Raw genomic sequence first — 329 nt, 5'->3', positions numbered from 1 at the left:
TTCCGCGTGATCGCGACCGGCGAGGACTTCTCCGCCTCGGCGCAGATCCGCTACACGCCGAGGGACGGGCTCGAAAGGCTGATCGCCGAAGCAGGGCTTGCGGTCGACACATGGCTCGGCGACTGGGAGGGCAACGATTTCCACCCCCTGTCGAAGGAAATCATCCCGATCGGGCGCCTCGCATAAACCGATTGCAAATCCAGATCGGTTGAGCTAGTCGATACCGGTTTCGTCTTGCAAGCGGCTGTGGGAGGCAGTCATGCGCCCGATCCTCTATTCGCACCCGTTCTCATCCTATTGCCAGAAGGTGCTGACCGCACTTTACGAGA

General features: G+C 60.5%; 1 protein-coding gene. It reads left to right on the top strand.

Going from position 1 to position 329, the window contains the following annotated elements; all coding sequences use genetic code 11:
* A partial coding sequence (locus KVS69_RS19140) for a hypothetical protein (RefSeq protein WP_217539546.1) occupies positions 1-186 on the top strand: 186 nt, incomplete at its 5' end.
* Positions 187-329 lie beyond the last annotated feature (143 nt).

This window comes from Stenotrophomonas sp. GbtcB23 (genome assembly GCF_019091045.1).
In the GTDB taxonomy this organism is placed as follows: domain Bacteria; phylum Pseudomonadota; class Gammaproteobacteria; order Xanthomonadales; family Xanthomonadaceae; genus Stenotrophomonas; species Stenotrophomonas rhizophila_A.
Note: the sequence above shows the minus strand (reverse complement) of the source record. Positions and strands in the feature narration are given on the sequence as shown.